The organism is Rhodococcus aerolatus, assembly GCF_054783215.1.
In genome coordinates, this window is the sequence record NZ_BAAGQZ010000004.1 from 180,896 (window position 1) to 207,794 (window position 26,899).

At 76.0% G+C, this 26,899-nt stretch carries 21 protein-coding genes and 1 pseudogene; 14 read left to right on the top strand and 8 right to left on the bottom strand.

Translation table 11 applies throughout. From position 1 onward, the window contains the following. Positions 1–66: 66 nt before the first annotated feature. A complete protein-coding gene (locus tag ACYVOF_RS02500; protein WP_460863929.1) occupies positions 67–1,419 on the bottom strand; it encodes an MFS transporter in 1,353 nt (450 codons plus the stop codon). Between the two features lie 140 nt (positions 1,420–1,559). Between ACYVOF_RS02500 and ACYVOF_RS02505 the strand changes: the two genes are divergently transcribed. Next, positions 1,560–2,318, top strand: coding sequence for a FadR/GntR family transcriptional regulator (locus ACYVOF_RS02505; RefSeq protein WP_460863930.1), 759 nt, complete (start codon positions 1,560–1,562; stop codon positions 2,316–2,318). Continuing rightward, positions 2,315–2,980, top strand: a complete 666-nt coding sequence (locus tag ACYVOF_RS02510) for an HAD family hydrolase (protein ID WP_460863931.1) — start codon at positions 2,315–2,317, stop codon at positions 2,978–2,980. The genes ACYVOF_RS02505 and ACYVOF_RS02510 overlap by 4 nt, the downstream gene beginning before the upstream one ends. A 66-nt stretch (positions 2,981–3,046) precedes the next feature. On the opposite strand, the gene ACYVOF_RS02515 is transcribed toward ACYVOF_RS02510, so the two are convergent. Both ACYVOF_RS02515 and ACYVOF_RS02520 read right to left on the bottom strand, forming a co-directional pair. Then, the gene (locus tag ACYVOF_RS02515) at positions 3,047–4,213 is read right to left on the bottom strand and encodes a CaiB/BaiF CoA transferase family protein (RefSeq protein WP_460863932.1); all 1,167 of its coding nucleotides are present in this window, start codon (positions 4,211–4,213) and stop codon (positions 3,047–3,049) included. Between the two features lie 53 nt (positions 4,214–4,266). Continuing rightward, positions 4,267–5,616 (bottom strand): amino acid permease, encoded by a 1,350-nt coding sequence (locus tag ACYVOF_RS02520; protein ID WP_460863933.1) that lies wholly within the window; start codon positions 5,614–5,616, stop codon positions 4,267–4,269. A 122-nt stretch (positions 5,617–5,738) separates the two neighbouring features. Here ACYVOF_RS02520 and heR point away from each other — a divergent pair, with 122 nt between their 5' ends. After that, positions 5,739–6,530, top strand: coding sequence for a heliorhodopsin HeR (heR, locus tag ACYVOF_RS02525; protein WP_460863934.1), 792 nt, complete (start codon positions 5,739–5,741; stop codon positions 6,528–6,530). 4 nt (positions 6,531–6,534) lie between these two features. Here the strand turns inward: heR and ACYVOF_RS02530 are convergent, their stop codons facing one another. Next, complete coding sequence (locus tag ACYVOF_RS02530) at positions 6,535–7,275, bottom strand: DUF4232 domain-containing protein (protein ID WP_460863935.1); 741 nt, start codon at positions 7,273–7,275, stop codon at positions 6,535–6,537. 87 nt (positions 7,276–7,362) lie between these two features. Continuing rightward, positions 7,363–7,848, bottom strand: a complete 486-nt coding sequence (locus ACYVOF_RS02535; protein ID WP_460863936.1) for an Lrp/AsnC family transcriptional regulator — start codon at positions 7,846–7,848, stop codon at positions 7,363–7,365. Between the two features lie 110 nt (positions 7,849–7,958). Here ACYVOF_RS02535 and ald point away from each other — a divergent pair, with 110 nt between their 5' ends. Further along, positions 7,959–9,071, top strand: coding sequence for an alanine dehydrogenase (gene ald, locus ACYVOF_RS02540; RefSeq protein ID WP_460863937.1), 1,113 nt, complete (start codon positions 7,959–7,961; stop codon positions 9,069–9,071). A 75-nt stretch (positions 9,072–9,146) separates the two neighbouring features. On the opposite strand, the gene ACYVOF_RS02545 is transcribed toward ald, so the two are convergent. Beyond that, on the bottom strand, positions 9,147–10,196 hold the full coding sequence (locus ACYVOF_RS02545; RefSeq protein WP_460863938.1) for a hypothetical protein: 1,050 nt from the start codon (positions 10,194–10,196) through the stop codon (positions 9,147–9,149). Positions 10,197–10,422: 226 nt separating this feature from the next. On the opposite strand from ACYVOF_RS02545, the gene ACYVOF_RS02550 reads away from it, so the two are divergent. Both ACYVOF_RS02550 and ACYVOF_RS02555 read left to right on the top strand, forming a co-directional pair. Beyond that, positions 10,423–11,451, top strand: coding sequence for an aldo/keto reductase (locus ACYVOF_RS02550; protein WP_460863939.1), 1,029 nt, complete (start codon positions 10,423–10,425; stop codon positions 11,449–11,451). 44 nt (positions 11,452–11,495) lie between these two features. Next, a complete protein-coding gene (locus tag ACYVOF_RS02555; protein WP_460864094.1) occupies positions 11,496–12,005 on the top strand; it encodes a DUF998 domain-containing protein in 510 nt (169 codons plus the stop codon). A gap of 239 nt (positions 12,006–12,244) precedes the next feature. Here ACYVOF_RS02555 and ACYVOF_RS02560 read toward each other — a convergent pair whose 3' ends face one another. Continuing rightward, positions 12,245–13,219 carry a TIGR03557 family F420-dependent LLM class oxidoreductase gene (locus tag ACYVOF_RS02560; RefSeq protein ID WP_460864095.1) on the bottom strand — a complete coding sequence of 325 codons (975 nt, stop codon included), beginning with the start codon at positions 13,217–13,219 and terminating at the stop codon, positions 12,245–12,247. Between the two features lie 102 nt (positions 13,220–13,321). Here ACYVOF_RS02560 and ACYVOF_RS02565 point away from each other — a divergent pair, with 102 nt between their 5' ends. From ACYVOF_RS02565 to ACYVOF_RS02575, 3 genes are all read left to right on the top strand, one after another. Then, on the top strand, positions 13,322–14,113 hold the full coding sequence (locus ACYVOF_RS02565) for an SDR family NAD(P)-dependent oxidoreductase (RefSeq protein WP_460863940.1): 792 nt from the start codon (positions 13,322–13,324) through the stop codon (positions 14,111–14,113). An 89-nt stretch (positions 14,114–14,202) separates the two neighbouring features. Continuing rightward, entirely contained in the window at positions 14,203–15,552 is a 1,350-nt protein-coding gene (locus ACYVOF_RS02570) for an MFS transporter (protein WP_460864096.1), read from the top strand. Between the two features lie 26 nt (positions 15,553–15,578). Further along, complete coding sequence (locus tag ACYVOF_RS02575) at positions 15,579–16,676, top strand: aminotransferase class V-fold PLP-dependent enzyme (protein WP_460863941.1); 1,098 nt, start codon at positions 15,579–15,581, stop codon at positions 16,674–16,676. A gap of 134 nt (positions 16,677–16,810) precedes the next feature. Here ACYVOF_RS02575 and ACYVOF_RS02580 read toward each other — a convergent pair whose 3' ends face one another. Beyond that, on the bottom strand, positions 16,811–18,292 hold the full coding sequence (locus ACYVOF_RS02580; RefSeq protein ID WP_460863942.1) for a CCA tRNA nucleotidyltransferase: 1,482 nt from the start codon (positions 18,290–18,292) through the stop codon (positions 16,811–16,813). 107 nt (positions 18,293–18,399) lie between these two features. Here ACYVOF_RS02580 and ACYVOF_RS02585 point away from each other — a divergent pair. From ACYVOF_RS02585 to ACYVOF_RS02605, 5 genes and pseudogenes are all read left to right on the top strand, one after another. Further along, positions 18,400–19,047 (top strand): annotated as a pseudogene (locus ACYVOF_RS02585) (NUDIX hydrolase); the annotation flags it as partial. After that, positions 19,047–21,323: a DUF6049 family protein gene (locus tag ACYVOF_RS02590; RefSeq protein ID WP_460863943.1), complete on the top strand. Its 2,277-nt coding sequence runs from the start codon at positions 19,047–19,049 to the stop codon at positions 21,321–21,323. The pseudogene ACYVOF_RS02585 and the gene ACYVOF_RS02590, both read left to right, overlap by 1 nt. Then, positions 21,320–25,225, top strand: a complete 3,906-nt coding sequence (locus ACYVOF_RS02595; RefSeq protein WP_460863944.1) for a lipid II flippase MurJ — start codon at positions 21,320–21,322, stop codon at positions 25,223–25,225. Before ACYVOF_RS02590 ends, ACYVOF_RS02595 begins: the two co-directional genes overlap by 4 nt. Positions 25,226–25,342: 117 nt before the next feature. After that, the gene (sigM, locus tag ACYVOF_RS02600) at positions 25,343–26,026 is read left to right on the top strand and encodes an RNA polymerase sigma factor SigM (protein ID WP_460864097.1); all 684 of its coding nucleotides are present in this window, start codon (positions 25,343–25,345) and stop codon (positions 26,024–26,026) included. After that, positions 26,023–26,898 carry a hypothetical protein gene (locus ACYVOF_RS02605; RefSeq protein WP_460863945.1) on the top strand — a complete coding sequence of 292 codons (876 nt, stop codon included), beginning with the start codon at positions 26,023–26,025 and terminating at the stop codon, positions 26,896–26,898. The genes sigM and ACYVOF_RS02605 overlap by 4 nt, the downstream gene beginning before the upstream one ends. Position 26,899: the final 1 nt, after the last annotated feature.

A 26,899-nucleotide genomic window follows, 5' to 3' on the forward strand; every position in this document is an offset into this window, starting at 1 on the left:
CGGGTGGCACCAGGGAGTTCTACACCCCGACCGTGTCCTTCGTGTGACGAACGACGGGTCCCGTCCCTAGCGGGCCGCGGTCGCGGTGGAGGCGTCCGCGGTGGGCTCGGCCATCGGGTCGGCGACGTCGGCGAACCGGGCCTCGGCGGTGTTCGGCAGCAGGCGCAGGGCCACGGCGCTGACGGCGGCACAGGCGATGATGTAGATCGAGATGGCGACCGAGCTGCCGTAGTGGGTGAGCAGCGCCGCGGCGATCAGCGGGGCGGGGCCGCCGGCCACGACGCTGGCCAGCTGGTAGCCCAGGCCCGCGCCGGTGTAGCGGACGTCGGCGTCGAAGCTCTCCGCGATGAGCGCCGCCTGCGGGCCGTACTGCACGTCGTGGATGACCAGGCTCAGCACGATCGCGACGAGCACCACGACCGCCGACCGGGTGCCGAGCAGGCCGAAGTAGGGGAAGGCGAACAAGGCGGTGAGCGCGATGCCGACGCCGTAGACCCGGCGGCGGCCGTACCGGTCGGAGAGCCGGCCGAACAGCGGGATGGTGACGAGGCCGAGCGCGGCGGCGACGAGGGTGTCGTTGAGCAGGCTGTTGCGGCTCAGGCCGAGGGTCTTGGTGCCGTAGGTGAGCACGAAGGTGATGAACAGGTAGAACGGCGCCTGCTCCGACATCCGCAGGAGCGCGGAGAGCACGATCTCCTTCGGGTGGCGCCGCAGCACCGCCAGCAGCGGGGCCGTCGTGACGCGGCCGGCCCGGCGCAGCACCTCGAACTCGGGGCTCTCCACCACGCGCAGCCGCACGAAGAGGCCCACGCCGATGAGCAGGATCGAGAGCAGGAACGGGATCCGCCAGCCGTAGCTGTCGAACCCGTCCGCCCCGGTGAACCCGGTGGTGAGCCGGACGACGCCGGTGGAGAGCACGAGGCCGAGCGGGACCCCGAGCTGCGGCCAGCTGGCGGAGAACCCCCGGCCGGACTTGCGGCCCCACTCCATGCTGAGCAGCACCGAGCCGCCCCACTCCCCGCCGACGCCGATGCCCTGGATCGTGCGCAGCACGACGAGCAGGACCGGGGCGGTGATCCCGATGGCGGCGTAGGTGGGCAGCACACCGATGAGCACGGTGCCGAAGGCCATGAGGAACAGCGTCACCATGAGAGTGGTCCGCCGGCCGATCCGGTCGCCGTAGTGCCCGAAGATCGCCGCGCCGATGGGCCGCGCGGCGAAGCCGACGAACTGGGTGGAGAACGAGGCCAGGACACCGGCCGCGGGGGAGAAGTCCGGGAAGAACAGCTGCGGGAAGACCAGGGCGGCCGCCGTGCCGTAGAGGAAGAAGTCGTACCACTCGATCGTGGTGCCGACGACGCTCGCCACCGTCGCGCGCCGGGCGGCCTGCGCCCTCGTCACCCCCGCTGGTGCGGTCATCTCGTCCTCCTCCGCCGTCGGTGTGGTCAGACCACTGGGACACTGAGTGCCTAGCGGTATGGTCTACATCACACGTCGACGGACCGTCAACGGGGTGAGATGGCAGGCGCGACGGCCAACGGTGTTGCGACACTGGACGAATGGGACAGACCGGGAAGGAGGCGGCCGCGGTGGCAGCAGGAGACGGGGCGGTGGCCCCGATCGGCAGGATCGAGCGAAGGCCGCTCTACGAGCTGCTCGCGGACAAGCTCCGCGAGCACGCGGACCGCAACGGGCTGCGCGCGGGTGCGAAGCTGCCCGCCGAGCGGGTGCTGGCCGAGCAGCTCGGCGTCAGCCGGGCCACGCTGCGGCAGGCCATCGTGGCCCTCGAGGTGCAGGGGCTGGTGGAGGTGCGCCACGGCGGCGGGACGTTCCTGCGGCGCGACGGCCTGCAACCCGCTCCCCTCGCCGAGGTCCTCGACCGCCGGCGTCGCCTCCCCGCGATCCTCGACGCCCGCGAGGCGCTGGAGGGGACCATCGCCCGGCTCGCCGCGCAGCGCCGCACCCCCGAGGACGTCGCCCGCATCGAGGCGGCGCTGGCCGAGCTGACCGGCGACGAGGACACCGGGCCCGCCGAGCGGGGCGACGCCGACTTCCACGCCGCGATCACCGCGGCCGCCCACAGCCCGATCATCGCCCGGATGATGGCCGAGCTGGCGCCGGAGATCGCGCTGACCCGGCACGAGTCGCTCGACCAGCCCGGCCGTCCGGCGCAGTCCGCGGCCCAGCACCGGGCCGTGGCCGAGGCCGTCGTCGCCGGCGACCCCGACGCGGCCGCCGAGGCGATGCTCGCGCACCTGCGCAGCGTCGGGGACGTCAAGCTGCTCAGCTGGACCCCGCCGGAGGACGACGACGCGTGACGGCGACCGTCACCCTGGACGTGCTCAGCGCCCTGACCGACTCCCACCGCGGGGCCACGGCGCACCTGGCCGGGCTGGACGGCGTCGATGACCCGGCCGGCCTCGCCCGCGACTGGGACGCGCGCACCAAGGAGCTGCACCGCACCACCCGGACCTGGTGCCCGCACGCCGATCTCGCCGCCCGTGCCCTGGCCGACGCGTACACCGCGCGCAGGGTCGAGCGCGACCCCGCTGCGGACGCGGCGGGCCTGCTCGGGTCCCTCGTGGACTGGCCACTGTGGCTGGACGCGGCGGCGCTGCCGGCCGCGGCCTGGGAGGGTCTGCGGGTGGGGCTGCTGACCAACTGCGACGACGACCTGCTGGCCACCACCCGGGCCGCCGCGCTGCCGTGGGTGGACCGGGGCCTGCTCGTCACCTCGGAGTCGTTGCGCGCGTACAAGCCCGACCCCGTCTTCTACGACCGGGCGGGCGAGCGGCTGGGCCCGTTCGTCCACGTGGCGGCCTCGGCGCGGGACGTCCGTGGGGCGGTCGAGGCCGGGGTGGCGTGCGTCCGTCTCGCCCGCCCCGGGCACCGGCTCGACCCGGAGGGCCCGGCGCCCGCGCTGACCGTGACCGACGCGGCCGACGTGCCCGACGCGGTGCGACGCCTCCTCGCCCGCTGACCGCTGGCCGCGGGCCGGGAGCCCGCTCGTCGCCCCCGAGACCGCCCGCCGGGGGCGGGAAGCCCGCTAGTCGCCCTGGGGAGCCGCGAGCCAGGCGCGGAGGTCGTCGCCGTGCTCGTCGAGGGTCGGCGGCGGCAGCCGGTACGCCGCGGGGGTGGTGGAGAAGGTCACCGGGTGCCGGGCCACGGGCAGCGCACGCCCGCCCTCCCCGACCGTGACGACGGGGTCGAGGCCCAGCCGGTCGGCGAGCGCCACCCCCTCGGCCACGCTGCCGACCGGCCCGCACGGCACCCCGGCGTCGGTGAGCGCGGTGAACCAGTCCTGCACGCCGCGGGTGGCGAGCCGGTCGAGCAGCAGCGGCCGCAGCGCGTCGCGGTGCACGGTCCGGTCCTCGTTGCGGGCGAAGCGCTCGTCGTCGGCCAGCTCGGGCGTCCCCAGCGCCGCGACGAACCGGCGGAACTGCCCGTTGTTGCCGCAGCACACGACGAGGTCGCCGTCGGCGCAGGCCAGCGGCTCGTACGGGAACAGGCTGGGGTGGGCGTTGCCCATCCGGTGGGGCACCACGTCCCCGGCGACCACTGCGCTGGTCTGGTTCACCATCCCCGAGAGCGCAGAGGCCAGCAGCGAGACCTCGACGTGCTGGCCCGCGCCCGTGGCGTCGCGCACCCGCAGCGCGGCCTGGATGCCCATCACGGCGTGCAGCCCGGCCATGACGTCGAAGACGGCCACGCCCGAGCGGAACGGGTCCCCCTCGGCCTCGCCGGTGAGGCTCATCAGGCCCGAGACCGCCTGCACCAGCAGGTCGTAGCCGGGCAGCGCCGCGCCGTCGCCGGTGCTGCCGAACCCGCTGATGGACGCGTAGACCACCCCGGGGTTGGTGGCGGCCACGTCGGCGTAGGCCAGGCCGAAGCGGGCCAGGCCGCCGGGCTTGAAGTTCTCCACCACGACGTCGGCGCGGCGGGCGAGCTCGCGGGCGGCCGCGGCGTCGCGGGCGTCGGTGAGGTCGAGGGCCACCGAGCGCTTGCCCCGGTTGATGCCCAGGTAGTAGGTCGAGACCCCGTCGCGCAGCGGGGGCGCCCAGGTGCGGGTGTCGTCGCCGGCCGGGCTCTCCACCTTGACGACGTCCGCGCCCAGGTCGGCCAGCAGCATCGTGGCGTAGGGCCCGGCGAGGATGCGGGAGAAGTCGGCGACGAGCAGGCCGGCGAGCGGTCCTGGGGCAGGGGGTCGGGTCACGTGTGGGACAACGGCAGCCAGCGCGCGAGGTTCCGTTCACAGCGCACGGGCACTCAGCTCTGCGCGGCCACGGTGCGGGGGCGGCCGGCCCGCGCCCACGAGGCGTACATCGCCGCGGCCACCACCAGCGAGGCGACGAGGCTGACGATCGGCGTCACCCGGGCCAGGTTCACCACCAGGGTGAACGCGACCACCACCGCACCCCCGAGGTTGAGCACCACCCGGCCCGTCCGGCCGTCGGCGTGGGACAGCTTCGCCATGGCCAGCAGCCCCATCACGAAGCTGAGGAACACGCTGACCGCGTAGAACAGCACCAGCGTCTGCTCCTGCCCGCCCGCCGCGGCCGTGACCAGTGCCGCCGCGACCGTGAAGGCGATGACGCCGAGCGTCGGGGCGTGCCGGGCGTTCGTCCGGCCCAGCCTCGGGGGCAGCACGCCCGACTGGGCGCCGTCGTCCTCGGTGCGCCGGGCCAGCGCGGCCAGCAGGCCCGGGCCCGCCTGGTAGCTCGAGGCGGCCGCGGCGAGCAGCAGCAGCGCCGTCACCACCTGGAACACGGTGAACAGCCCCGGCCCGGCCGCGGCCTGCGCGATCTCGGCGACCATGGTCGTGCCCTCCTCGGGGATGCCCGCCCCGAGGTGCCGCGCCGCCACCGCCAGCCCGACGGTGAGGGTGCCGACCACCCCGAGGGTGAGCCACAGCGTGATCGCCCCGAAGGAGCGCCGGCCGTCGTCGTCGAGCTCGCCGAGCTCCGCGATGGCCGACGCGGGCGCCTCGACCCCGGTGGCCAGCGCCATCGCGACCGGGAACGCCAGCGCGACGGCCACCACCGCCGGCGAGGTCGTGGTGGTCGCGGTCTCGCCCGCGGCCTGCCCGTCGCCGCTCAGCGCGAGCACCAGGACGAGCAGGGTCAGGGCCACGAACGCGAGCGTCATGGTGGCGAAGACGGTGCGCCCCAGGTGGCCCAGCAGGGTGACCAGCCCGACGACGACGGCGATCCCCACGGCCAGCACCAGCCGCAGCGGGGCGAGCGAGGGCAGGAACGCGATGACGGCCGACGCCCCGGCGGCCGAGCTGATGGCGATGGTGATGACGAAGTCGACGACGAGCGCACCGAGGGGGACGAACGACCACGCCTCGCCGAACGCCTCCGAGGTGGCCGCGGCCGCCCCGCCGCCGTGCGGGTAGCGGGCGACGATCTGCTGGTAGCTCAGCACGATCACCGCGATGATGGCGACGACGAGGCCCATCGTCGGCACGATCAGCCCGAGGTCCCCGTCGAGGGCCCGCAGCGCCGCCTCGATCGCGTAGGCCACCGAGCTGACCGGGTCGGCCATCACGGTGAACGCGAACGCGAGCAGCAGCACCGGGCGGCGGACGGCCGCGGAGCGACGGGGGCCCGTCACGGGCGCAGGCTCGGCAGGCTCGTCATCGGGGCAGCCTGCCACCCCGCACGGCCCCGCAGCGACCGAACCCGACACCTCGCCCGACGGGGCACGAGCCGGGCAGCCGTCCTATCCTCGGCGCCGTGACCAGCACCGCACCCGACCGTCCCACCACGGCCACCGGGGTCGACGACGCCGCCCTGACCGGGCTGCGCCGCTGGAACCTGGCGCTGACCGTGCTGCACGCCGCCCAGGCCGTCGCCGTGCTGCTGCTCGCGGGCAGCTTCGCCATCACCGTCGTCGGGCAGTTCCCCGCCGGACCGCCCGGCACCCCCGCACCCGCCCCTCAGCCGCTGTTCGACGTGCCCGTGGGCGTCGCGGTCGCGGTGTTCCTGCTGCTGGCCGCAGTGGACCACGGCCTGACGTCGACGGTGCTGCGCGGCCGCTACGAGGCCGACCTGCGCCGCGGGATCAACCGGTTCCGGTGGCTGGAGTACTCGGTCAGCGCCACCGTGATGATCATCCTGATCGGGTTCTACAACGGCATCACGAGCACGTCGTCGATCATCGCCGTCGCCGGGGCCAACGTGGCGATGATCCTGTTCGGCTGGCTGCAGGAGGCGATGAACCCGCCGGGCCGGACGCGGACGACCATGCTGCCGTTCTGGTTCGGCGTCGTCGCCGGGGCCGCGCCCTGGATCGCGATCGTGGTCAACATCGGCTCGGTGTCCGAGAACGTCCCGGGCTTCGTCTACGGGATCATCGTCTCGCTGTTCGTGTTCTTCTCCAGCTTCGCGCTCAACCAGTACCTGCAGTACCGCGAGGTCGGCCGCTGGCGCAGCTACGCCTTCGGCGAGAAGGTCTACCTCGTGCTCAGCCTGGTGGCGAAGTCCGCGCTGGCCTGGCAGATCTTCGGCGGCTCGCTGGCCGGCTGAGCCGCTACCGCCCGCCGGTCGAGCCCGCGACGAGGGCCTGCACCTCCAGCTGGGTGATGCCTCCGCCGGCGCACCCGGTGCCCGGCGCCGGCACGTAGAGCGCGTCGTAGTCGTCGGGCGGGTACACCCGCAGCCCGCGGACCGGGGTCGGCTCGCACTCCCCGGCCGGGTAGAGCCGCACGTCGGTGAACCGGACCAGCGCCGACGCGCTCTGCCCCGGGGCCAGGGTGACCGTGCCGTTCGAGCTGCCGGTGCGGGCCGCGGCGTCACCCACCTGGTGGCCGTCGTCGCCCGCGACGTAGGAGACGCCCGGGAAGCCCGCCGTGGTGCAGCTCGCGGCACCGGTGTTGGTGAGGACCAGCGCGGTCGAGGTGTGCCCGGCGCTGGCGCTCGACGCGCCGAGCGAGGCCCGCAGGGTGCCCGTGGTGCACGCGCCCGGCGCGGCCACGGCCTGCGGCGGGTCGGGGGTGACGGGGGCGGGCGCCGGCGTGGCCGTCGTCGTCGCGGGGGGCTGCGTGGTCGGGGCCGGGGTCGTCGTCGGGGCCGGGGTGGTGGTCATCGGGGTGCCGGCCGAGGACGAGGTGGCGGCCGGGGCCGCGGTGACGAGGGTGCCCGTCGGCAGGGTCTGCGGCAGCGGCGCCGGGTCGCCGGAGCACCCCGCCAGCAGCACCGCGGCCAGCCCCGCCAGCCCCGCGGTGGCGGTGCGGGTGGGGCGGCTGGGGCGGTTCGCGCGTCGTGGGGCCATGGCTCCACCGTCTCCCACCTCGGTGAGACCCGCCCGGGGTCGTGACCCTTTCCTGCCCGTTTCGTGACCTCGCCCGGGTGAGCGGGGTCAGCCGGGGAACAGGCTGCGGTGCTCGAAGATGAGGCTCGTGTTGGTGCCGGCCACCTCCGGCAGGGCGTTGAGCGTGGTCACCAGGTCGCGGAGGGCGGCGGAGTCGGCGACGGCCACGTGGAGCAGGTAGTCGTCCTCGCCGGCGACGAAGAACACCTCGCGCAGCGAGGGCAGCGCGGTCAGCCGGTTGGAGAGCTGCTCCATGCGGTCGCGGGCGTCGGAGTGCAGCCGCAGCGAGATCATCGCCTGCAGCGGCAGCCCCACCGCGGCGGGGTCGACGTCGGCGTGGAAGCCGCGGACCACGCCCCGCTCCCGCAGCGCCCGCACCCGGGCCAGGCAGGTGGACGGGGCGATGCCGACCGCGTCGGCCAGGGCCTGGTTCGTGGTGCGGGCGTCGCGGGCCAGCAGCCGCAGCAGCGCACGGTCGACGGCGTCGACACCGGGCCGAAGATCCTGCGGTGCGCCGGCGCGGGCAGAGGTCACCGCCGCAGGTTATGCGGCCAGCCTGGCCTGCAGAGAATGATCTGCCGGTCTGTTCCCCGTCGACAGAACGTCCTCCACGCTGGACGCACCACAACGAGGGGAGCCCACTGATGAGGATCGCCGTGCCGCGCGAGGTCAAGGACAGCGAGGGCCGGGTGGCGCTCACCCCGGGCGGGGCGCACGAGCTCGTCGGGGCCGGGCACCAGGTGCTCGTCGAGCACGACGCGGGGGGCGGATCCGCCTTCCCCGACGCCGAGTACACCGCCGCCGGCGCGACCGTGCTCCCCGACGCCGAGCAGACCTGGGGCGAGGCCGAGCTGCTGCTCAAGGTCAAGGAGCCCGTCGCCTCCGAGTACCACCACCTGCGCCGCGACCTGACGCTGTTCACCTACCTGCACCTGGCCGCGTCCGAGCCGTGCACCCGGGCGCTGCTCGACGCGGGCACCACCGCGATCGCCTACGAGACGGTGACCCGGGGCCGCGCGCTGCCGCTGCTGGCCCCGATGAGCGAGGTCGCCGGACGGATCGCCCCCCAGGTCGGCGCGTACCACCTGATGTCGCCGGCCGGCGGGCGCGGCGTCCTCATGGGCGGGGTGCCGGGGGCGCCCGCGGCCGAGGTCGTCGTCATCGGCGCGGGGGTGTCCGGGCAGGAGGCCGTGGCCGTCGCCGCCGGGATGCGCGCCCACGTGACCGTGCTCGACCGCGACGTCGACAAGCTCCGCCAGGTCGACGAGACCTACCGCGGCGCGGTGCGCACGGTGTACTCCAACACCCACAACCTCGAGCAGGCCGTCCTCGGGGCCGACCTCGTCATCGGCGCGGTGCTGGTGCCCGGGGCCAAGGCGCCGACGCTGGTCAGCAACGAGCTGGTGTCCCGGATGAGGCCCGGCGCGGTGCTCGTCGACATCGCCGTCGACCAGGGCGGCTGCTTCGCCGACACCCGCCCGACCACGCACCACGAGCCCACCTACCGGGTGCACGACGCGCTGTTCTACTGCGTGGCCAACATGCCCGGCGCGGTGCCCAACACCTCGACCCACGCGCTGACCAACGCCACGTTCCCCTACGTGCGGGCGCTGGCGCAGCGCGGCTGGCGCGACGCGCTGCGGGCCGACGCCGGCCTCGCCGCCGGGCTCGCCACGCACGCCGGGTCGCTGACCTCCGCCGCCGTGGGCGAGGCGCTGGGGATAGACGCCGTCACCCCGGAGTCGGTCCTGGCCTGACGCCCGCCCCCCGCATCGCGCGGGCTCGATGCACGCCACGGGGACGTGGGACGACATCGCGCCCGCGCGATGCGGTCAGCTGCTGAAGGTGTACGCCGGGACGTTCGCGGCGACGACGTGCTGGTGGACCGTGAACACCTGCGGGTCGTTCGGGTTCACGGTCATCGACACCCAGTGGTCCTGCGCCGAGCCGAACGTCGTGACGCGGGTGATGTTCTGGATGACGTTGCCCGCGTCGTCGGAGAACGGCTTGTCCTGCAGGAACGAGTGGCTGTCCCCGTTGACCAGCAGCACCTGCCCGCCGAAGGCCGCGCCGCGCTTCGCGATGGTCCGGATGGTGTCGGCGAAGTGCGACGACGGGGCGCCGCCGTTGGTCGACGGGAACATGTCGGCCTGGATCGTCAGCACCACCCCCTTGGAGCCCTGCTTCTCGGCGGTGTCGAAGGCGGCGTTGATCCACGCCAGGTTGGCCGGGTTGCGGGCCGCGTACTCGGCCTGCGCCTCGGCGACGTCCCCGTCGACGGGGGACACCGCGAAGTTGTTGTCGCTGCCCGGCACGTTCACGGTCGCGTAGACGACGGGCCCGACGACGCCGGCCTGGTTCTCCGGGTACTGCGCGCTCTGCTGGGTCAGCGGCACCTGGACGCGGCCCTGGCTGCGGCCCGACGAGAAGAACACCTGACGCTCGTAGGCCAGCCGGCCGTTCGCGTCGAACGTCGGGCCCTTGGTCGCGGGGCGGTCGCAGTCCGTCCACTCGTTGTCCCCGGGGGTCGCGATGACGGGGGCGCGCAGGGTGGAGAACGCGTCGCGCTCGGCGAGGTAGACGTCGGGCTTGCCCGCCGCCTGCGCGGACCCGTCGAACGCGGCGTAGCAGGGCTCGCTGCCGTTCTTCATGTCGCCGTCGAACAGCGAGAACGCCAGGGGGTGGGCGTTCATGTCCGCGAGCACCGCGGGGTACTGCGCGCGGCCGAGGTCGCCGTAGGGCATGTCGCCGAACAGCCCCACCTCGTAGGGCCCGCCGTAGGGCAGCTTCACCGGGTCGGCCCCCGCGGAGCCGGGGACGAGGAGCAGACCCACCGCGGCGGCGGCGACGGTGGCAGCGGTCAGGGCACGGGTGCGTCTCACAGGTCCTCCACGGGGTTCGGGTGGCGGCAGGCAACCACGGCGAGGTGGCCGGGAGGTGGCCTGACGACGAACGAGACGTGCTGCGTCGCAACGAGTCCGACGGGACCAAAGCCCCTCGGGGGACGGACCTCGCGAACCGGTCGTGGGCCGGTTCGCCACCGGGCGCGGGGACGAGGAAGGTGGGAGGTGGGGAGGACACGCCGGGGAGAGGGACGAGGAGACGACGATGGAGAACCGCACGCTCGGCACGACGGGGGTCCAGGTCAGCCCGCTCTGCCTGGGGGCCATGATGTTCGGCGCCTGGGGCAACCCCGACCACGACGACTCGGTGCGGATCATCCACGCCGCGCTCGACGCCGGGCTGAACTTCGTCGACACCGCCGACGTCTACAGCCAGGGCGAGTCCGAGGAGATCGTCGGCAAGGCCCTGCTGGGGCGTCGCGACGAGGTCGTCCTGGCCACCAAGGCCCACGCCCAGATGGGGGAGGGCGCCAATCGCAGCGGCAACTCGCGCCGCTGGATCGTCCGCGAGGTGGAGGACAGCCTGCGACGGCTGCAGACCGACTGGATCGACCTGTACCAGATCCACCGGCCCGACCCGAGCACCGCGATCGACGAGACCCTCGGTGCGCTTTCCGACCTGGTGCGCGCGGGCAAGGTCCGCTACGTCGGGTCGTCCACCTTCCCGGCGAGCGAGATCGTCGAGGCGCAGTGGGTGGCGGAGCGCCGCGGCCGGGAGCGGTTCGTCACCGAGCAGCCGCCGTACTCCATCCTGGCCCGCGGCATCGAGGCCGAGGTGCTGCCCACCACCCAGCGGTACGGCATGGGCGTGCTGCCGTGGAGCCCGTTGGCCGGCGGCTGGCTCTCGGGCAAGTTCCGCAAGGGCGCGGACGCCCCCACCAGCGGCCGCGCCGCCCGGATGCCCGCGCGCTACGACCTGTCCGACCCGGCGAACCAGGCCAAGCTCGACGCCGCGGACGCGCTCGGGGCGCTGGCCGACGAGCACGGCATCCCGCTGGTGCACCTGGCCGTGGCGTTCGTGCTGGAGCACCCGGGGGTGACGTCGGCGATCATCGGGCCGCGCACCATGGACCAGCTCACCTCGCAGCTGGGGGCGGCCGAGGTGCGGCTGAGCCCCGAGGTGCTGGACCGCATCGACGAGATCGTCGCGCCGGGGACGACGGTGAACGCGGCCGATGGCGGGTACACCCCGCCCGCGCTGTCCGACGCCACGCTGCGCCGCAGGCCCCGCTGAGCGTCCGGTGGTGGGGGCTGCTCAGCGCGGCCCTCGCCCCGGTCCTGCTCATCGGCGGGTGGGAGCTCGGCGCGGCGCTGCAGCCGGGCGGGTTCGACGCCGTCCGCGGCACGATCAGCGACCTCGCCGCGCGCGGCGCCGCCGACCGGTGGGTGATGACGGCCGGGCTGGCCGGGCTGGGGGTGTGCCACGTGCTGACGGCGCTGGCGCTGCGACCGGCCCGGGTCGCGGGTCGGGTGGTGCTGGCCGTGGGCGGGCTGGCGACGGTCGTGGTGGCGGCGGCGCCGCTCCCGGTGCAGGGCTCGTCGACGGTGCACACCGCGGCCGCGACCGTGGGGTTCGTGGCGCTGACGGCGTGGGTGGTGGCGGCGTTCCCCCGGGCACGGGCCGCGTGGCTGGCCGGGGTGCTGCTGGCGTCGGCACTGGTGTGGTTCGGGCTGTCGCTGGGCGGGCCGGTGTTCGGGCTCAGCGAGCGGGTGCTGGCCGGGGCGCAGGCCGTCGTCCCGCTGCTGGTCGTGCTGGCCCTGCTGCGCCGGCGCAGGTCTCTGCCCTGACCCCGCAGAGTGCGCCCAGCGCGGCTCGACCACCCCCGCCGAGACCGAAAAGTGCGCCCGTCGGTGCTCGACCACCCCCGCCGAGACCGAAAAGTGCGCCCGTCGGGGTCCAGGCCGCGCGGGAAGTGGGCGAACGCGAGCAGCCGGGCCCGCGTCGCGCGGGACGTGGGCGAAACGCGAGGAGCCGGGCCCGGGGTCGCGCGGCGGGGGTGCCGTGCGACCCCGGGGACGTCCGGGGCCTAGAGCGCGCGCAGCTTCTCGAGCAGCGCGGGCGCGACGTCGGAGAGGAACTCGTCCTGGCTCTCGTCCCCGATCTGCACGAGCGCGACGTCGGTGAACCCGTTGTCCAGGAACGGCTTCACCGACTGCGCCAGCTCGTCGAGGTCGGGCCCGCAGCCGATGGCCCCGGCCACGTCCTCGTGCCGGACGAACTGGGTCGCGGCGGCGAACGCCTCCGTCGTCGGCAGGTCGGCGTTCACGGCCCAGCCGCCGGCGAACCAGCGGAACAGCTCGTGGGCCCGGGCCACGGCGGCGTCCTTGTCCTTGCCCCAGCAGATGGGGATCTGGCCGATCTTGCGCGACTCGGGCATGCCGGAGCGGTGCTCGTCCCACCCGGAGACCGCGTCCCCGTCGGGCTGCACGGCGATGAGGTGGTCACCCATCGGGGCGAACCGCTTGATCGACTGCGGCCCGGAGACGGCCAGGCCGATCGGCACCTTCCTGTCCGGCAGGTCCCACACCTTGGCCGAGTCGACGCGGAAGTACTCCCCGTCGTAGGTGGTGCGGCCGTTGCCCTCGTGCAGCTCGCGGATGATCTCCACGGCCTCCTGCAGCATGTCCTGCCGCGCGGCCACCGCGGGCCAGCCCTCGCCCACCACGTGCTCGTTGAGGTTCTCCCCGGAGCCCAGCCCCAGGATGAAGCGGTCGTCGGAGAGGATCCCCAGCGTCGCGGCCTTCTGCGCGATCACGGCGGGGTGGTAGCGGATCGTCGGGCAGGTGACGTAGGTCATCAGCTCGACGCGCTCGGTGGCGTGCGCGACGGCGCCCAGCACCGTCCAGGCGTAGGGCGCGTGCCCCATCTCGTCGAGCCACGGGAAGTAGTGGTCGGAGGAGACCTCGAAGTCGAACCCGGCGCGCTCGGCACCGATGGCGTACTGCACCAACGACTTCGGCGGGCTCTGCTCGGTCATCAGGGTGTAGCCGAAACGTGTCATGACCTCGATGATGACGAACTCCGCGGCCCCTCGCCGCACGAAGCGGGATCCGCCCCACCGCCCTAGCGTGGCAGCACCGCACCGATCAGAAGGAGCACCACCGTGGACCTGGGCATCAAGGGCAAGACCGCACTCATCACCGGCGGGGGTGGCGGCCTCGGGGCCGAGACCGCCAAGTACCTGCTGGAGGCCGGCGTCCGCGTCGTGCTCACCGACCTCGAGCAGGACCTGCTCGACGAGGCCGTCAAGGGCCTCGACGGCGACGTCACCACCGTGGCGGCCGACCTCACCTCCGACGACGGCGTCGACGTGCTGAAGAAGGCCGTCACCGACGCCATCGGCGTGCCCGACATCCTCGTCGGCGCCGCCGGCATCACCGGGGCGCAGGGCTTCTTCCACGAGATCGACATGGAGGGCTGGCGCTCCACCCTGGAGATCGACTTCTTCTCCGTCGTCCGCGTCGTCGGCGCCTTCATCCCCGGCATGCGCCAGAAGGGCTGGGGCCGCATCGTGCTGCTGGCCAGCGAGGACGCCGTGCAGCCCTACACCGACGAGCTGCCCTACTGCGCCGCCAAGGCCGCCGTGCTCAGCCTGGTCAAGGGCCTGTCGAAGACCTACGCCTCCGAGGGCATCCTGGTCAACGCCGTCTCCCCGGCCTTCATCGCCAGCCCGATGACGGACAGGATGATGAGCAAGCGCGCCGAGCAGCTCGACGTCTCGGTCGACGAGGCCATCGAGAGCTTCCTCGACGAGGACCGCCCGTTCATGGAGCTCAAGCGCCGCGGCCAGCCCGACGAGGTCGGCGCCGTCGTCGCGTTCCTGTGCTCGGAGCGGGCCAGCTTCGTCAACGGCTCGAACTACCGCGTCGACTCCGGCTCGGTCGCCACCATCTGAGCCGTCCCCGACGCCGTCCCCGGCCCCGCCCCCGTCACCCCGGGTCCGCCGCGCCGCGCCCGTACCCTCGTGCCGTGAGCGGGGGCGCGGTGCGCGGGCGGGGGCGGACGGCCACCCTGCGGGCCGTGCTGCCCGCGCTGCGGGCCAACCCGGGCCTGGGCCGGCTGCTCGCCGTGCGCTTCGGCGCCCAGCTCTCCGACGGGGTGTTCCAGGCCGCGCTCGGCGGGGCCGTGCTGTTCAACCCCGAGCGCCAGTCCGACCCGCTCGCCGTGGCCGCCGGGCTGGCCGTCCTGCTGCTGCCGTACTCGCTCGTCGGCCCGTTCGCCGGGGCCCTGCTCGACCGGTGGGACCGGCGCCGCGTGCTGCTGCTGGCCAACGTGGCCAAGGCCGTGCTCGTGGTGCTGGTCGCGGTGGCGCTGCTGCTCAGCGTGGCCGGGCCCGCCCTGTTCGTCGGGGCGCTGGCCGTCGCGGGGGTGAGCCGCTTCGTGCTCTCCGGGCTCTCGGCGTCGCTGCCGCACGTCGCCGAGCCCCGCCAGATCGTCGCCGTCAACGCGGCCACCTCGACGGCCGGCGCCATGGTCGCGGTCGTCGGCGCCGGGATCGCGCTGGGGCTGCGCGCCGTCGTCGGAGCGGGCGACGTCGGCTCCGGGGTGGTCGTCGCCACCGCCGCGGTGGGCGCGCTGCTCGCCGCCGCGCTGGCGCGGGGGTTCGCGGTGGGCTCGCTCGGCCCGGTCGGGGAGCGGGAGTCCGCCGGGACCGTCGGGGCCGTGGCCGGCGGGTGGGTGCACGGCGCCCGGGCCGCCGCCCGCGCCCCCGGAGTGCTGGGCGCGCTCGTCGCCATCGGCGCGCACCGCACCGCCTTCGGCGTCAACACCCTGCTCATCCTGCTGCTGGTGCGGAACACCTTCACCGGGGCCGGCCTGCTGCCCGGGGGCATCGCCGGGTTCAGCCAGTTCGTCGTCGTCTCCGCGGCGGGCCTCCTGGCCGCGGCCGGGCTCACGCCGTGGCTGGTGCGCCGGGTCGGCCGCCGCCGCACCACGACGGGGGCCCTCGCGCTCGCCGTGGTCGTCGAGCTGGCGCTGGTGACCACCTTCCGACAGCCGCCGGTGCTGCTGGCCGCGCTTGTCCTGGCCGTGGCCGGGCAGGTCGTGAAGCTGTGCGCGGACGCGGCCATGCAGCTCGAGGTGGACGACGTGCACCTGGGCCAGGTGTTCGCGCTGCAGGACGCCCTGTTCAACGTCGCCTACGTGGCCGCGGTGTCGGTCGCGGCCGTGCTGGCCCCGACCGACGGCCGCTCCCTCGGGCTGGTCGTGGCCGCGGCCGTCGTCTACGCCGTCGGGCTCGTCGCCCACCTGCTGCTCACCCGCGGGCGGCCCGCGCGCACGGACGCGGTGCTGCCGGGTCCGGCCCCGGCCGCGGGGCCCGCCGCGGCACGCTGACCCCGGGCCTGCTTGGCTCGGCGGCCATGGAGCTGCCCCACCCCGAGCTCGGCGAGGCCTGGGCCGCGGGACGACCCGAGCCCCGCGTCGTCCACCTCGACAGCGCCGCCGCCGGCCGGTCGTCCCGCGCGGTGCAGGCCCGGGTGGCCCGGCACCTGCGGGAGGAGTCCGAGCTCGGCGGGTACGTCGCCGCGGCCCGGGTGGACGACGAGCTGGCCCGGGTCCGCGCCGACCTGGCGGGCCTGCTCGGCGCGCCGGAGGTGGTGTTCCCGACGAGCGCCGCCGACGCGGTCGCCGTGCTGCTGCGCGCGCTGGGCACCCCGGCCGGGGGGCGGGTGCTGGTGAGCCCGGGGGAGTACGGGCCCAACCTGGTGCTGCTGCGCTCCCTCGGCTGGTCCGTCGCGACGATGCCGGTGCGCGACGAGGTCGGCCACGTCGACGTGCCCGCCCTGGCCGAGCTGCTCACCGCCGACCCGCCCGACCTGGTGCACCTGTGCCCGGTGGGGTCGCACCGCGGGGTCGCGCAGGACACGGCCGCGGTGGTCGGCGCGTGCCGGGCGGCCGGGGTGGCCGTGGTGGTCGACGCCGCGCAGGCGCTGGGGCAGCTCGACCTGGCCGCGACGGGGGCGGACGCGGTCTACGCGACGAGCCGCAAGTGGCTGGCCGGACCGCGCGGGGTCGGCGTGCTGGCGGTGGCCCCGGCGTTCGCGGCGCGGCTGGACCGGCCGGTGGCCGAGCTCGAGGCGGCGGAGGCGTTCGTCGCGGGGCGCCTCGGGCTCGGGGTGGCGGTGGCCGAGCACCGAGCGATGGGCCCGGCCGCGGTCCGGGCACGGCTGGCCAGGATCGGTGCGTGGACGCGGGCAGAGCTGGACGGGGTGGGCGGCTGGCGCGTCGTCGAGCCCCACGACGAGCCGACCGCGACGACGACCCTGGCCCCGCCGACGGGGTGGTCCGACGACGACGTGGCCGCGCTGCGGGCGCGGCTGCTCGACGACGGGGTGGTCACCACCTTCGCCGGCCCGGGCCGTGCCCCGCTCGAGGCCCGCGCGGCCGTGCTCCGGCTCAGCCCGCACCTCGACGTGCGCCCCGAGCACCTGGCCGCGGTCGCCACCGCGCTGCGCTGATCCCGCTCGACCCCGACGGCCGCCCCCGGGACGCCTGCGCCCACCGGATCGCGCCCCGACCGACCCCGGGCCCCCGGGCGACGATCGGGTGGGCGCAGGCGTCCCACCACCGCGGGCACCGGCGAGCAGCGAGGTCAGGACGGGCGTGCGGTCGCCCACCAGGTCAGGAGCTCGCGCTCGGCGTCCTTGCGCGACAGCGGGCCGCGGTCCAGGCGGAGCTCCTTGAGGAACGACCAGGCGCGTCCGACGTCGCGGCCGGGCGGGATGTCGAGCAGCGCCATGATCGCGTTGCCGTCGAGGTCCGGCCGCACCCGGGCCAGGTCCTCGGCCTCGGCGATCGCGGCGATGCGCGCCTCGAGGTCGTCGTAGGTGGCCTGCAGCGCGGCCGCGCGCCGGGTGTTGCGGGTGGTCGAGTCGGCCCGCACCAGCTTGTGCAGCCGCGGCAGCAGCGGCCCGGCGTCGGTGACGTAGCGGCGCACCGCGGAGTCGGTCCACGTGCCGCCGCCGTAGCCGTGGAACCGCAGGTGCAGGAACACCAGCTGGCCCACGTCGTCGACGACCTGCTTGGAGTGGCGCAGCGCCTTGAGCCGCTTGCGGGCGAGCTTGGCCCCGACGACCTCGTGGTGGTGGAAGCTCACCCCGCCGCCGGGCTCGTGGCGCCGCGTGGCGGGCTTGCCGACGTCGTGCAGCAGCGCCGCCCACCGCAGCACCAGGTCGGGGTCGCCGTCCTCGAGGTCGATCGCCTGCGCCAGCACGGTCAGCGAGTGGGCGTAGACGTCCTTGTGCTGGTGGTGCTCGTCGATCTCCAGGCGCATGGCGGGCACCTCGGGCAGCACGTGCTCGGCCAGGCCGGTGGTCACCAGCAGGTCGACGCCCTCCCCGGGGTGCTCGCCGAGCAGCAGCTTGTCCAGCTCCCCGCGCACCCGCTCCGGGGTGATGCGGGTGATCTCCCCGGCCATGGCCGTCATCGCCGCCCGCACCCGGGGGGCCACGTCGAAGCCCAGCTGGGAGACGAACCGGGCCGCGCGCAGCATCCGCAGCGGGTCGTCGGCGAAGGACTCCTCCGGGGTGGCCGGGGTGTCGAGCACCCCGGCCAGCAGCGCGTCGAGGCCCTCGTGGGGGTCGCGGAACTCCGGTGCGCCGCCGAGCCGGACGGCCATGGCGTTGACGGTGAAGTCCCGCCGGAGCAGGTCGTCGTCGAGGGAGTCGCCGTAGACCACCTCGGGGTTGCGGCTGACCCGGTCGTAGGCGTCGGCCCGGTAGGTGGTGATCTCCACCTGCTGGCCGTCCTTGGCCGCGCTGACGGTGCCGAAGGCGATGCCGGTGTCCCACTGCGCGTCGGCCCAGCCGCGCAGCAGCACCTGCACCTGCTCCGGGCGGGCGTCGGTGGTGAGGTCGAGGTCGGTGCCGAGGCGCCCGCGCACGGCGTCGCGCACCGAGCCGCCGACGAGGAAGACCTCGTGCCCGGCGGCGGCGAACCGGTCGGCGAGCGGGCCGAGCACCGGGGTCAGGGTCTGCAGCTGGGCCTGCGCCTGCGCCAGCAGCCGGGTGCGGCGCCCGTCCGCCCCGGCGACGGGAGCCGCGGTCACGTCGCCCCCGTCGGTCTGCTGCGCCACGGTGGGCCAGCGTAGCCAGCCGCCACCGGGCGCCCGACCACCGCCGAGACGCACCACGGCGCCGGTCACGCGTCGGTCACGGTCGGGCCGGCGGGGGCCGCACTACCATCGGTCGGGTGCCCGCCCCCACCCCCGCCGATCCCGGCGACCGGTCCCCCCGGGGCGGCGGCGACGGTGCCCGGGGCGCGACCACCGGGTCCGGGGGCGGCTCGGCCCGCCGCGGCCGGGGCCGGCGCTCGCGCTCCCGGGGTGAGCAGCCCCGGATGCGCACGGTGGACGAGACCTCCGCGGGCGGGCTCGTCGTGGCCGGCCTCGACGGGCCGCACGAGCAGCGCAGCGCGGCCCTGATCGGGCGCACCGACCGGCGGGGCCGGCTGCTGTGGTCGCTGCCCAAGGGCCACCTCGAGGCGGGGGAGACCGCCGAGCAGGCCGCGGAGCGGGAGGTGCAGGAGGAGACCGGCATCGTCGGCACCGTCCTCGCCCCGCTGGGCAGCATCGACTACTGGTTCGTCACCGAGGGCCGTCGCGTGCACAAGACGGTCCACCACTACCTGCTGCGCTTCGACGGTGGCGAGCTGTCCGACGAGGACGTCGAGGTCACCGAGGTCGCGTGGGTGCCGCTGCCGGAGATGGACCAGCGGCTGGCCTACGCCGACGAGCGCCGCCTGGTCCGCACCGCGGCCGACGTCATCGCCGGGCTCGGCCGCGGGCCCGGCGCCGCGGGCCCACCCGGGCCCGGCGGCGCCCCGCACCGGTGAGGGCAGCGCGCCGCGCGACGGTCCTGGCCCTCGTCCTGCTCGTGCTCGGGGCGTCGGCGTCGCTGTCCGGGCTCGCGCCCACCGCCGCCGCGCAGACCGGGGTGAGCTCCCCGCAGTTCGTCGTGCTGCGCATCACCTCGCAGACCCCGGCCGCCGTCACCGCGAGCGCGACGACGGTGCGGGTGAGCGGTGAGCTCGTCAACGTCGGGGACCGCGAGGTCCGCGACCTCGAGGTCCGGCTGCAGCGCGCCCCGGCGGTGACCACCGAGTCCGGGCTGCGCGAGGCGCTGCGCAGCCCGCCGGAGAGCTTCGACGCCGTCACCCGCTTCGTCCCCGCCGCCACCGTGCTCGCCCCCGGCCAGCGGTCCGCGTTCACGGTCACCGCGCAGCTGGCCGGCACCGGGGACGACGGGCTGGCCACCCCGGGCCCCGGCACGTACCCGCTGCTGGTCAACGTCAACGGCCAGCCCGACTTCGGCAACCGCGCCAAGCTCGACGAGGCGGCCTTCCTGCTGCCCGTCCTGTCGCTGCCCGCGGACCCGGCCACCGGCAGCGGCAGCGGCAGCGGCACAAGCACCGGCACCGCGGCCCCGGCGCCCCGCCCCGTCGGCACCACCGTGCTGTGGCCGCTGGCCGACACCCCCCGCCTGCTGCCCGCGGTCGGCGGCGTGCCCACGCTCGCCGACGACGACCTGGCCACCTCGTTCGGCCGCGGCGGCCGGCTCGACACCCTGCTCTCGGCCGTCGAGACCCGCACCGCGCCCGCCGCCGACCCCACCGGCTCGCTGGACCGGGCGCTGTGCCTGGCCGTCGACCCGGACCTGCTGGTCACCGCGCAGGCCATGGTGTCGGGCTACCAGGTGTCCGACGGCGCGGGCGGCGTCCGCGCCGGCACCGGGGGCCCCGCGGCGGCCAGCTGGCTGGACCGGCTGCGCGGCGTGGCCCGCGACCACTGCGTGCAGGCGGTCCCGTGGGCGCAGACCGACCTCGACGCGCTCACCCGCGCGGGCCTGGCCGACCTGCGGGGCACGGCCACCACCGGCGCGGAGCAGACCGTGGCCGCGGTGCTCGGCACGCCCGTGACCACCGGCACCACGTGGCCCTCCGGCAGCACGCTGGCCCCCGCCACCGCGACCGCGCTCGCCGCCGGGGGGCAGCCGACCGCGCTGCTCTCCGCCGACGCGGTCAGCACCGCCGACGGCGCCGGCCTGCCCGTCACGACGTCCACGGTGGGCCTGGGCTCGGGCCTGTCGGCCGTCGTCGTCGACCCCCCCGTCGCCACCGCGCTCGCGGCCACGGGCAGCTCCGGAGGGGACGGCAGCGGGGTGCCCGACGCCCAGCGGGTGCTGCGGCTGCAGGACGCCGTGGGGGCGCTGAGCTTCGCCCCGCTCGCCACGGCGCGGGGCGCCGACGCGGCGGACGTGCCGACGACGGTGGTGGTGGCCCCCCCGCAGCGCTGGGCGGTCTCCGGGGACGAGCCCGGTGCGGTGCTCGACGCGCTGCTGCGGCTCTACTCCGCGGGCCTGGCCACCGCGGCCCCGCTGGCCGACCTGGTCACCGCGGCCCGGGCCGCCCCGCCCACCACGGGGGCCGCGGTCGCGGCCGCCGCGCCGGGCTCGGGCACCTCCGACGTCCCCGCCGCCGCGGTCACCCGGGCGGCCGCGGTCGCCGCCACCGTCGACGGCTTCACCGCGGCCGCCACCACGGACCCCCAGCTGGGCGTCACCCCCGACGCCCTGGTGGCCCCGCTGCGCTACGGGCTGCTGCGGGCCACCAGCACCGGCGGGGCGCCCCCGGCGCTGTCGGTCGACGCCGTGGCCGACGCGGAGACCGCCATGAGCGACCAGGTGTCCCTCGTCGCGCCCAGCGGCTCCTACACCCTTGCCTCCCGCACCAGCCCGCTGCTGCTGACGATCCGCAACCAGCTGCCGGTGGCCGTGGCCGTCAAGGTGCGTCTGTCGGGGCCGCCCGGCCTCGACACCGGGCCCGTCGACACCTCGCTGGTGCCCGCGCGCAGCAACCTGCCGCTGCAGGTGCCGACGACGGTGGTGCGGGTGGGCCAGTTCGCGGTCGACGCGTCCCTGGTGACCACGAGCGGGGAGACCCTGGGCACGCCGACGCGGCTGCAGGTGCGGTCCACCGCCTACGGCCCGGCCACGGCCGCCGTCGTGGCCGCCGCGGCGGCCGTGCTGCTGTTGCTCGTGGCGCGGCGGCTGCTGCATCGTCTGCGGGGACAGCCGGACCGGGCGGACGAGGGGCGGGTGCCCCGATGAGCGAGCGGAGCGACGTGGGGAGTCCGACCGGCAGGCACGCCAGGACCGCCACCGACGACGGGGGCACCCCCGCCGACGGCGGCCCGTCGGGACCCGGCCGGACGCCGCCCCCGCAGGACCGCACCGAGTCGCGGCTGCTCAGCGACTCCGGGTCCATGGCCACGGCCACCCTGATCAGCCGCGTCACCGGCTTCCTCAAGATCGCCGGTCTCTCCTACGTGCTCGGCCTGGCCACGGCGAACAACTCGTTCTCCATCGCCAACACGCTGCCCACCATCGTCGCCGAGCTCGTCCTCGGCGCCGTGCTGGCCAGCATCGTCGTCCCCACCCTGGTGCGGGCGGAGCGCGACGACGCCGACGGCGGCCGGCTGTTCACCCGCAAGCTGCTCACCCTCTCGGCGGCGGTGCTGCTGCTGGCCACGGTCGTCTCCATGGTGGCCGCACCCCTGCTGACCAGCCTGTACCTGGGCGCGGACACCAAGGCCAACGCCTCGCTCACCACCACCTGGGCGCTGCTGCTGCTGCCGCAGATCCTCTTCTACGGGATGTCCGCCCTGTTCGGCGCGATCCTCAACACCCACGGCGTCTTCGGCCGGGTCGCCTGGGCGCCGGTGCTCAACAACGTCGTCTCGCTGCTGGTCCTCGGCCTGTACCTGCTCACCCCGGGCGAGCTGAGCCTCGACCCCGTCTCGCTGACCAACCCCAAGCTGCTGGTGCTGGGCGTCGGCACCACCCTGGGCATCGTCGTGCAGGCCGCCTGGATGGTGCCGGTGCTGCGCCGAGCCGGGGTGGACCTGCGGCCGGCGCTGGGCTTCGACCCGAGGCTCGCCCAGTTCGGCGGCATGGCCGTCGCCGTCATCGGCTACGTGCTGGTCAGCCAGGTCGGCCTCACCGTCACCACCCGGGTGGCCAACGACGCCGACGCCAGCGGCTTCGTGCTCTACAACCTGGCCTGGGTGCTGCTGCAGGTGCCCTACGGGATCATCGTCGTCTCGCTGCTCACGGCGATCATGCCGCGGCTGAGCCGGTCCGCCGCCGCGGAGGACCAGGTGGCGGTGGTCGAGGACCTCTCGCTGGGCTCGCGGCTCTCGGTGGTGGCCCTCGTGCCGATCATCACGCTGTTCACCCTGCACGGGGTGCAGCTCGCCGTGGCGCTGCTCAGCTACGGCGCGTCCACCACCGACAACGCCTCCCGCCTCGGCACCACCCTGGCCGCGTCCGCCTTCGGCCTGCTGCCCTACGCGCTGGTCATGCTGCAGCTGCGGGTGTTCTACGCGCGCAACCAGGCGTGGGCCCCGACGCTGCTCATGGTCGGGATGATGGCCTTCAAGATCCCGCTGTCGGTGTGGCGCCCGCCGGGCCTGGACGACCTGCAGGTCGTGCAGTGGCTGGCCGCGGTGAACTCGGCCAGCTTCGTCGTCGGTGCGCTGGCGGGGGGGCTGTGGCTGCGGCGGCTGCTGGGCCCGCTGGGCCTGGCCCGCGTGCTGCGCACCGCCGGGCTCGTGGTCGCCGCCACCCTCGCGGGCGTGGTGGTCGACGCGGTGCTGTCGTTCCTCGTCATCGACCGCATCGGGTCGGGCGGGCTCACCGGCCCGGTCGCGCTGGTCCAGCTGGCCCTGCACGGCCTCATCGTCCTGGGGGTGGCGTTCGGGCTCATGGTCCGCCTGCGGCTGCCCGAGCTCGCCGGCATCACCGCCGCGCTCGCGCCCCGGCTGCGCCGCCTGGCCCGCCGGCCGGCCGCCGCACCACCGGCCGACCCGGGGTCCGCCACCGCCGTCGACGCCCCCACCACGGTGCTGCCCGGGGGCCCCGGCGTGGCCCCCGGCGTCGGCCCGGGTGCCCCCGACCCGCAGCAGGTGGGGCCCGCCGTCGGCGGCCCCGCCACCCGCGACACGCCCGGTGGTGCCCCGACCGACACGCCGACCGAGCGGTTCGCCCTCGACGAGGCGCCCACGACCGTCCTCGACGCCGTCGCGCTGGGCGTGCCGCTGCCCAGCGGCGCCGTCCGGGCGCCCGTCGCCGGTCCGCTCCCGTACCCTGGCGCAGCGGGACCGGGTCGGTCCCGCCACCCCGTGAGCGGGGTCGGCACCAGCACCCCACCCGGTGCGGCAGCGGTGGACAGGGAGGACGGGCGAGTGGACGTCGAGAGCGGGTCCGCCGCACCGGCGACCCCCCCGGGCAGCGCGACGGGGTCCACGGACGACGACGCCGGGACCGCGGGCAGCACGACGGGCGGGCGGCACGACCCCGCCCGCAGCGGGTCCGGCCGGCCGGGCCACGCCCTGCCGGACGGCCAGTCGCCCCCGCTGCCCGGCCGCCGACCCGTCCGCGGCCCCCGGCTGGTGCCCGGCGCCGCCGTCGCGGGGGGTCGCTACCGGCTCACCGCCGAGCACGGCGGCAGCGGCGACCTGCGCTTCTGGCAGGCCCGCGACACCATGCTGGACCGCGACGTCGCCCTGACCTTCGTCGACGCCGAGCAGAAGGCCCTCGAGCCGACCGGTCACCTCGACGAGCGGCCCGACCCCGCCGAGGAGGGACCGCAGGCCGTGCTCTCCCGCACGCTGCGGTTGGGCCGCGTCGACTCCCCCGGCCTGGCCCGGGTGCTCGACGTCGTCCGGGGCAGCTCCGGCGGCATCGTCGTCGCCGAGTGGACCCAGGGCCGCTCGCTGCGCGAGGTCGCCGAGACCGAGCCGTCCCCCGTCGGCGCCGCCCGCGCGGTCAAGGCCCTCGCCGCGGCCGCCGAGTCCGCCCACCGCGCCGGGGCCTCGCTCGGCCTCGACCACCCCGACCGGGTGCGCATCAGCACCGCCGGCCAGGCCGTGCTCGCCTTCCCCGCCGTGACCGCCGACGCCGGGCAGCAGAGCGACGTCGCCGGGCTCGGTGCCGCGCTCTACGCCCTGCTGACCAACCGTTGGCCGCTGCGGCCCGAGGGCGGGGAGTCCGGCAGCCACACCGTGGGCGGCATGGCGCTGGCCCCCCGGGAGAACGACGGCGTGGTCGCCGCCCCCCGCAGCCTGCGCGGGGCCGTGCCCTTCGAGCTGTCCGCGGTGACGGTGCGGGCGCTGCAGCCCGCCAGCGGCATCCGGACCGCCGCCGCCGTGCAGACCGTCCTCGAGCAGGCCTCGGTCCTCGACCAGCAGACCGACACGTTCGCCGCCGTGCGCGACGACGAGCCCTACAGCCCGCCCCGGCGCTACGAGGCCGAGCGGACCCCGCCCGGCGGCGTGCCCTACGACGACGGGGCCGACCCCGACGACGAGCCGCGGCCGCACAAGCGGTCCGGCCGGCTGGTGGCCGCGTTCGTGGTCCTCGCCGTGCTCGCCGTGGTCATCCTCGGCTACATCGGCTCGTCGTTCGCGAACCTGTTCGACACCGGGCAGAACGCCCCGCTGCCCTCGCTGTCCGAGCCCAGCAGCACCGCACCCGGGGCCAGCTCGGCGCCCGCGCCCGCCGCGGCCGCGCCCGTCGCCCTGACCGGTGCCGCGGTCTACTCCCCGGGCGGCGACCTGGACAACTCGTCCTCGGTCGGCAACACCATCGACGGGGACCAGGCCACGACGTGGTCGAGCGACAACTACCAGCAGCCCTTCGGCCCCAACGGGCTCAAGGAGGGCCTGGGCGTGCAGGTGACGCTGGCGCAGCCGGCGCGGCCCACGCTGGTCAGCATCGACTCCCCGAGCGCGGGCACGGTGGTCGAGATCCGCACCGCGCCGTCGCTGAACCCGCCGCTGTCCAGCACCCAGGTGCTCGCCACCGCGACCCTGCAGGCGGGGCGCACCGACATCCCGGTGACCACGGCCGACCCGACCAGCAACGTCATCGTGTGGATCACGACGCTGGCGAAGCGGGGCAGCGGCAACGAGAGCTCGATCGGCGAGATCACCGTCACCGCGGCGCCCTAGCCGGGTGTGCCGGCGCCGCCGGGTCCGGGTCGTGCTCGTTCCGCCTGATCGCGCAAGGTGGCCCGTTATCCTCAGCCGGTGACGGGGCCGGGGAGCGGGCGGGGCGCGGACGGCGTGCTGCGCGGCCCCTGGTCGGCCGGGCCGCCCGAGGAGGGGCCGACCGACCTCGCCCTGGTGCAGGCCCACGTGGCCGGGGACCCGCACGCGTTCGCCGAGCTGGTGCGCCGCCACCGCGACCGTTTGTGGGCCGTGGCGCTGCGCACCACCCGGGACCCCGACGAGGCCGCCGACGCGCTGCAGGACGCCCTGCTCTCCGCGCACCGTGCCGCCGAGCGGTTCCGCGGCGAGTCGGCCGTGACGACGTGGCTGCACCGCATCGTCGTCAACGCCTGCCTGGACCGGCTGCGGCGGCAGAAGACGCGGGCCACCGTCCCGTTCGCCGAGGACGGCTCCGACGAGCCCGCGGTGCCCCACGACGACACCGAGCGCTCCGACACCCGGATGCTCGTCCACGAGGCGCTCCTCGCCCTGCCGGAGGACCAGCGGGCCGCGATCGTGGCCGTGGACGTCGAGGGGTTCTCGGTGGCGGACGCCGCGGCCGCGCTGGGCGTGGCGGAGGGCACGGTCAAGAGCCGGTGCGCCCGGGGCCGGGCGAAGCTGGCCGTGGCGCTGGGCCACCTCGCGGCCGAGCGCCGCGCCGCCGGCCGCGAAGGTAGGGGTGTTCACTCTGGTGCGGGGAACCAGGAGGGTTCCCCGGACGTCCCACCGAGGACCACACGCGTCCGGCGGGAGGCCCCATGACAGAGCACAGCGACACGGACGGGCCCGGCGGCCCGCCCGCGCTGACCGACGAGCTCGTCGCCGACCTGCACGCCGGGCTGCTGGACGACGACGCCGCCGCCCGGCTCTGGCCCCGGGTCCGGGCCGACCAGGACGCCTCCGCGGTGCTCGCCGCGCTCGACGCCACCACGGCCGACCTGCGCCGCCTCGGCGCGGGGGCCGACACCGGGCCCGCCCCCACGCCCCAGGTCCGCGTCCCCGACGCCGTCGCGGCCCGGCTCGACGCCGCGCTCGCCGCACTCGGCCCCGCTCCCCGCTCCGCGCCCGGTCCCGCCCCCCGCTCCGCGCCCGGCCCGCAGCTCGTCGGGTCCCGCCCGGCGGGCCCGCAGCGGCCCGACCCGCCCGCGCCGACCGACCTGGCTGCCCCGACCGACCTCGCTGCCGCCCGCGCCCGCCGGGCCGGCCGGTCCCGGCGCTGGGCCCCCGCCGTGGGGGTCGCCGCGGCCGCGGTGGTGGTCGCCGCCGTCGGTGTGGGCGTCCTCGGCCGCACCGGCGGGGACGTCGCCGGCACCCCCCAGGCGGCCCCGCTGCCCAGCGGCGTCACCGACCTCGGCTCCTCGGTCAGCGGGCCGCAGGCCGTCGCCGCCCTGGGGTCGCGCAGCTTCGGCCCGCTCACCGACGAGGCCACCCGCGCGGCCTGCCTCGAGGCCAACGGCGTGCCCGCGGGCACCACCGTCCTCGGGGCCAGCGAGGTCGTCCTGGACGGGCAGCGCGGGGTGCTGCTGCTGCTGCCGGGACCGGTGCCGCCCCGGCTCACCGCGCTCGTCGTCGGCGCCGCGTGCGGCCCCGGCACCCCGGACACCCTCGCCCGCCAGGAGATCGGCGGGCGGTGAC